At 63.9% G+C, this 5,982-nt stretch carries 3 protein-coding genes and 4 pseudogenes; 1 reads left to right on the forward strand and 6 read right to left on the reverse strand.

Annotated elements, in window-relative coordinates; all coding sequences use genetic code 11:
• Window positions 1-91: 91 nt before the first annotated feature.
• Both ABZ826_RS38665 and ABZ826_RS38670 read right to left on the reverse strand, forming a co-directional pair.
• Window positions 92-313 (reverse strand): annotated as a pseudogene (locus ABZ826_RS38665) (hypothetical protein); the annotation flags it as partial.
• A gap of 92 nt (window positions 314-405) precedes the next feature.
• A pseudogene (locus ABZ826_RS38670) lies at window positions 406-747 on the reverse strand (ATP-binding protein); the annotation flags it as partial.
• A 1-nt stretch (window position 748) separates the two neighbouring features.
• Between ABZ826_RS38670 and ABZ826_RS38675 the strand changes: the two are divergent.
• Window positions 749-934, forward strand: a pseudogene (locus tag ABZ826_RS38675) (DNA helicase); the annotation flags it as partial.
• Here ABZ826_RS38675 and ABZ826_RS38680 read toward each other — a convergent pair.
• The 4 genes and pseudogenes from ABZ826_RS38680 to ABZ826_RS38695 all read right to left on the reverse strand — a co-directional run.
• Window positions 847-1,065: pseudogene (locus ABZ826_RS38680) on the reverse strand (excalibur calcium-binding domain-containing protein); the annotation flags it as partial. The pseudogenes ABZ826_RS38675 and ABZ826_RS38680 overlap by 88 nt on opposite strands.
• 287 nt (window positions 1,066-1,352) lie before the next feature.
• Window positions 1,353-2,813, reverse strand: a complete 1,461-nt coding sequence (gene fumC, locus ABZ826_RS38685; RefSeq protein WP_361459191.1) for a class II fumarate hydratase — start codon at window positions 2,811-2,813, stop codon at window positions 1,353-1,355.
• Complete coding sequence (locus ABZ826_RS38690) at window positions 2,810-4,477, reverse strand: NAD-dependent malic enzyme (protein ID WP_361459193.1); 1,668 nt, start codon at window positions 4,475-4,477, stop codon at window positions 2,810-2,812. Before ABZ826_RS38690 ends, fumC begins: the two co-directional genes overlap by 4 nt.
• A gap of 189 nt (window positions 4,478-4,666) precedes the next feature.
• Window positions 4,667-5,533, reverse strand: coding sequence for an SDR family oxidoreductase (locus ABZ826_RS38695; RefSeq protein WP_361459195.1), 867 nt, complete (start codon window positions 5,531-5,533; stop codon window positions 4,667-4,669).
• Window positions 5,534-5,982: the final 449 nt, after the last annotated feature.

Genomic DNA, 5,982 nt, shown 5'->3' on the forward strand with positions numbered 1-5,982 from the left:
CCCTCCTGGCCACCTGGACCGGCGCCTGCTCGATATGCGGCCAACCCGCACCAACCCCCGAACCCCACCACAGAACCTAACAAAGCCCTACTAGTCCGGTGCCAGCCCCGATGTCGGCGACGCGAGCGCCCTCCAACGGGCAGCCGGTGAGTTCCTCGACCGCGTCGAGCAACTCGGACGGGTATGAAGGACGGTTCGCAGCGTAGCTGGCGGCAGCCGTGTCGAACGAGAGTGCCTGCGAAGTGGTGGTCGTACGAACATTCTTGACGGCTGCAGGTACTTGGCGCCGTACTTTATGCCTTTCCTCCGACAACAGGTAGTCACCGGGAATGGCGGCGGATGCACCAGCGTGACGGATCGCCGCCCACGTGAGGGCGGCGAACGTTGAGACAGGGTCGTCGGTCGTCAGCTGGCCTTGGAGGGCGCTTCGGCTCGTGCTCGGGTGGTGGCGAGGTGGTAGGAGTCGGTGCCGGTTTCGATGATGGTGCCGTTGAAGGTGAGGCAGTCGACGATGGCCGCGCAGAGGCGGGGGTCGGTGAACGTCTTGGTCCAGCCGCCGAAAGACTCGTTGGAGGCGATGGCGACGCTGTTCTTCTCCTCGCGCTCGGTCAGAACCTGGAAGAGAAGTTCGGCTCCGTGGCGGTCCAGTTCCATGTAGCCGAGCTCATCAATGCACAAAAGATCGACACGGCCGTAGCGGGCGATGGTCTTGTTCAGCTGCTTCTCGTCGGCGGCCTCGACCAGCTCTATCGCTGACGACTTCACCCCGCCGCCGGACAGCGACGAGCACGACGACAAGGGCCAGCCACTCCCCGGACCCATCGACGACGGCGAAGCCCGACTCGCCTACGTAGCGGTCACACGAGCCCGCCACCGCCTCGACATCGGAGGCCTCGCGTGGATCAACCACCACCCCGACGGCAGCCCCGCATGACACAGACAAGCCGCTCTACTGCCGCAGCACGGCTGTTCGCAACCGACCCCGTCGCCGTCCCGGTCGAGATGGCGTCCATAGCCGGGGTCCCCGGCGTGGATGGGCGCGGCGCCGGCTGCGCGGACAGCATCGCAGTTGGCGTAGTACGTGCCGCTGCTGTTGTTCCCGCCCGAACCTGTCCGCCGGGTGTGTCAATTTAAATTGACACACCCTGTGAGCGCCCGCCAATGCCGTTGCTTGAGTTCCTAAACCAATCTGGGGAGGAGTCTGATGATCTCGGGCTGGAGGCGGCGGGTCGGTTGACGCCTCCAACCCTTGGGCAGGTCGGCGTACTTGAGTTTCAGGCGCTTGACGAGGCGGTCCGCCTCGCGGTCGCGGCGCGGACCGATGTCGAGCTTGCGCAGCTTGCGGGACAGGGTCAGGCCCCGGACACCCCGTCACCGATCATCGAGAGCGGGTCGACGATCGAGTCGAACGTCTTTTCGTCGACGTGACCGCTGGCCACGGCGGATTCTTTCAGAGTCTGACCATTGGCGAGCGCGGATTCGGCGATGTGCGCGGCGTTCTGGTAGCCGATGACGGGGCTCAGTGCCGTGACGAGCATCAAGCTCTCGTTAACGTACTGCGTGATCTTGTCCTGGTTGAGCTTGGTGCCGGTGACGGAGAAGATCCGGAACTTCTCCATCCCGTCGGCGAGAATGCGGGCGGAGTGCAGGAAGTTGTTGATGATCACCGGGCGCATCGCGTTGAGCTCGAAGTTGCCTTGGCTACCGGCGAACGCCACTGCGGAGTCATCGCCGAGCACCTGGATCGCGATCATCACGATCGCCTCGCACTGGGTCGGGTTGACCTTGCCGGGCATAATCGAGGAGCCGGGCTCATTCTGTGGCAGCAGCAGTTCCGCGAATCCGGTTCGCGGCCCGGACGCCAGCCACCGCATGTCGTTGGCGATCTTCATCAGGGCGACGGCCAGCCCGCGCAGTGCGCCGTGAGCCCGCACCATCGGGTCGAGGGACCCCTGGGCCATGAACTTGTTCGGCGCCGTGATGAAAGGTTTACCAGTCAGCCCGGCGATCTGGACTGCGATATTCCGGCTGAAGCCCTTCGGGGCGTTCAGTCCTGTCCCGACGGCGGTGCCGCCGAGAGCTAGCGCCAACAGGCCCTCTCTCGCGTGTGCAATCTCCTCGATGCAGGCGCGCAGCTGGGCGACGTAGCCGGACCACTCCTGCCCCACGGTCAGCGGCACGGCGTCTTCGAGGTGTGTCCGCCCGATTTTGACGACTCTTTCCCACTGGTCGGCCTTGGCCTCCAGTGCGGTGGCAAGCTCCTTGGCCTGAGGCAGGAGGTGGTCGTCGATCTCCTGCACCGAGGCGATGTGCATGGCGCTGGGAAAGCTGTCGTTGCTGGACTGACCCATGTTGACGTCGTCGTTCGGCGCCACCGGCTTTTGAGTGCCGAGCTCGCCGCCGAGTAGCTGCGAAGCTCGATTCGCGATGACCTCGTTGACGTTCATGTTGCTCTGGGTGCCCGACCCGGTCTGCCATACGTAGAGCGGGAAGTGATCGTCGAGCGCCCCGTTGATGGTCTCCTCGGCGGCCTGCACGATCGCCTGCGTCTTCCAGTCGGGTAGCCGTCCGGCGGCGTTGTTGACGAGCGCAGCGGCCTTCTTGACGTAGCCGTAGGCGTGGTAAACCTCCTTCGGCATACGGTCGTTGCCGATCGAGAAGTGGATTAGGGAGCGCTGCGTCTGCGCGCCCCAGTAATGATCTGCTGGAACGTCGACTGTGCCCATACTGTCGAATTCTTGACGCTGCCCGGACGCGTCGATGCCGACGGGAATTTCCCTCATTTCGGGGTGTGACGTCTTGTCCTTGCTCATGAGTGGTTGCTTGCAGCATCGAGCGGCAGTCGGTCGGGGTAGACCGGCTGCCACATCGCGTCTTGTACAGCTTGGACGAGGTTGTCATGCGACTTCGTCGCCACTCCATCGGCGGCTGCGGCCTTGGCTACGGCGATCGCAACCGTGGCTGACGATGCTCGCAGGTTGCTCACGGACGGAAGCAGGGAGGCGCCCGGCTTGGACACGTCGACCTGACTGGCCACGGCCTCGGCCGCGGCGAGCAGCATGTTGTCGGTTACGTGTTGCGCGCCGGAGACGATGGCGCCAAGGCCCAGACCTGGGTAGAGCAGCGCGTTGTTGGCCTGGCCGATCGTATAGGTGACGCCCTTGTACTCGACCGGCGGCACGGGGATGCCGACGGCGATCAATGCCCGGCCGTCAGACCATGGCACGGCGTCGGACGGCATGACCTCCGTACGGCTGGTCGGGTTCGACAGCGGCAGCAGGATCGGACGATCCACCCCCTGTGCGAGGGCCCGGACGACGTCCTCGGTGAACGCGTTGGGCACGGTAGAGGTGCCAATCAGGATGGTTGGCTTGACGTGCCTGACGGTGGTGAGCAGGTCGATCTCGCCGTCGGCCCAGGAGCTGACCTCTGACTTCGGGCGCGCGTACACCTGCTGGTAGTCCGGCAGGTCCTGCATGTCGTCGGTCACGAGGCCGTGGACATCGATGAGCCAGATGTTCCTCTTGGCCTCGTCGGCGGTGGCGCCGTCGCGCAACATCGCCGCATGGATCTGATCGGCCATCCCGGTACCTGCGGTGCCGGCACCAAAGACGACGAGGCGCTGCTCAGCCCAGCGTCCCTTCGTCACCTTCAGAGCCGAGAACACCGAGGCCATGACGATCGCGCCCGTGCCCTGCATGTCGTCATTGAAGATTCGGTAGGTGTTGGAGTTCTCGACCAGGATCCGCCGCGCGTTCGACGGACCGAAGTCCTCGAAGTGCAGCAGGGCGTTGGGAAAGAGCTCGGAAGCCGCCTTGAGGTATAGGGCGACGAAGTCGTCGTAGCGTTTGCCGGTCACCCGCGCGTGGCGGTTGCCCAGGTAGGCGGGGCTGTTGAGCAGCTGCTCGTTGTCGGTGCCGACGTCGAGGTTGACGGCGATGACCCGGTCGGGGTCGATGCCGGCTGCGGCGGTGTAGACGGCGAGTTTGCCGATCGAGATGTCGGTCCCGTTCACGCCCCAGTCGCCGATACCCAGGATCTCTTGCGCGTCGGACACCACGATCAGGTCGACGTCGCCGGCACTCAGACCCAGTGACTCGAACGAGGCCCTGACGTCCTCCGGTCGGTCGATCGACAGGTACACCGCGCGTGAGTCGCGAAAATCGGTCGACCACTGTTGGATTGCCTCACCAACTGTGGGGTCGTACACGATCGGCAGTAGTTCGGCGATGTGGTCACCCAAAAGCTTGTAATACACTACCTGATTCTGATTATGGACCTCATTGAGATAGATGTACTTGTGCAAGTCCGAGGGCTGGTCTTGCAGATGGGCGTACGCGCGAGCGGCCTGCTCGTCGAGAGTCTCTACCGCGGACGGCAACCGGCCGATGATTCCTAGCTTCGCACGCTGCTCCAGCGTGAAGGCAGTACCGCGATTGCGAAATCGGTCTTGCAAGATGGTGGTCCTGGTAGGCATGACGTCCTTTCACGATATTGCGGCCGGTTCACCAGCGCGGTGGCTTGGGTGCGGGCGTACCGCCGAAGGCTGTCCTGGGCCGAGCAGGGGCTTGGCCCCCGAGCAGGGCTTCGGCTCGCCCGGACCTTGACGTCCGGACACTCGGAGTGGGGTCGCGGGCAGAATCTGCTCGTCGGCGACTGGGGGGATTCACCCAGAGACTGGAGTCTCAGGCTCCATGTCGTACGAGTTCTGGATGGACTGGGGTCGAGTCCCAAGACCGTCCGTGACCTTTCGATCCCACGGAACCTCCTGCAGATGCTTGGTCTCGTCGATCATCGACTTGGGCTCCAGGTTGCGATAGCTGTCGACCTCGCCGGCCGCGACTGCGGTCATCGTGGCGTACACCGCCTCGGGGTCGAACTGCGATCGAGGGAAAGCGAGCTTCGAGTAGTCGTAGAGCCGCTCGGATGGGTTGTCCTCCCAACTCTCCCAGGTCTGGAACATGCGGTCGTTGAAGCCCGTCAGGAACGGCCCCGGGTTAACGGTGGCGACCTCGATGCCGAATTCTTGGAGTTCATACGCCATGGTTTCGGCGATGGCTTCGACGGCATGCTTCGAGGCGGAATAGATTCCGGTAAACGGGTTGACGTTCAGACCCTCCCGAGAGGAGACCCAGACGATTCTTCCGGTGCCCCGCTTCGCCATTTGCTTCGCGATCCCCTGAGTGAGAAGAAGCGGTCCGGTGACGTTGACCTCGAACTGATTGCGGATGTTGAAAGCGGGAATGTCAACAGTGGAGCCCCCCTCGCCCATGCCCGCGTTGTTAACCAGGATCTCAACGTTCCACGCCAGAGCTTTCCGGCGATCGCCGTCGTTGGTGACATCGAGCTTCTCGACCTGCAGGCTCACTCCTCGCTCAGCCGCTTGTCGCTTGAGCGTCTGGACCTGCGCATAGATCTCCACTGCGGCGACGACGTCAAATCCCTTCTTTGCCAGCCGCATGGTGACTTCATGCCCGAAGCCGGAACCCGCTCCTGTGACCAGTACCTTCTTCAGCCCAGCTGAACTCGTCATGGTGATCCACTTCCTTTCCTGCGCTCACACAGCGGCGATCTTCCGGCCTTCTGGATACCCGGCGACCATCTACTCAAAACCGGCAAACTGGTCATACTGTGCACGCTGTGCGGCGCAGCCCGGAGCGTGCACCGACCCGACGGGTGAAGCAAGCCTGGGCCAAGTGGCCCTGCTGTGACCCTTGTGGGTGTTGGACGGCTGCCGTGACGGCCAGACGACCCGCAGCCACCTCATGGCCCGCCTCGGTGAGGATCTGCCAGGGAACGGCCGCCTCGTTGACGTCGAAGTCGTGGTTGGGCAGGGAATTCAGTATCCGGTGGGGTCGTCGCGACGGCGCTGTCACGTTGGCTGACAGGGTGGGAGGATCCTCGGGCTGATCGCGGTGGAGGGGGTCGTCCGTGGAGGGCATGTCGCCGTCGTGCAAGGGGCACCGGTATCCGGTCGAGGTG

The sequence above is a fragment of the Streptomyces sp. NPDC047515 genome (assembly GCF_040643055.1).
Taxonomy (GTDB): domain Bacteria; phylum Actinomycetota; class Actinomycetes; order Streptomycetales; family Streptomycetaceae; genus Streptomyces.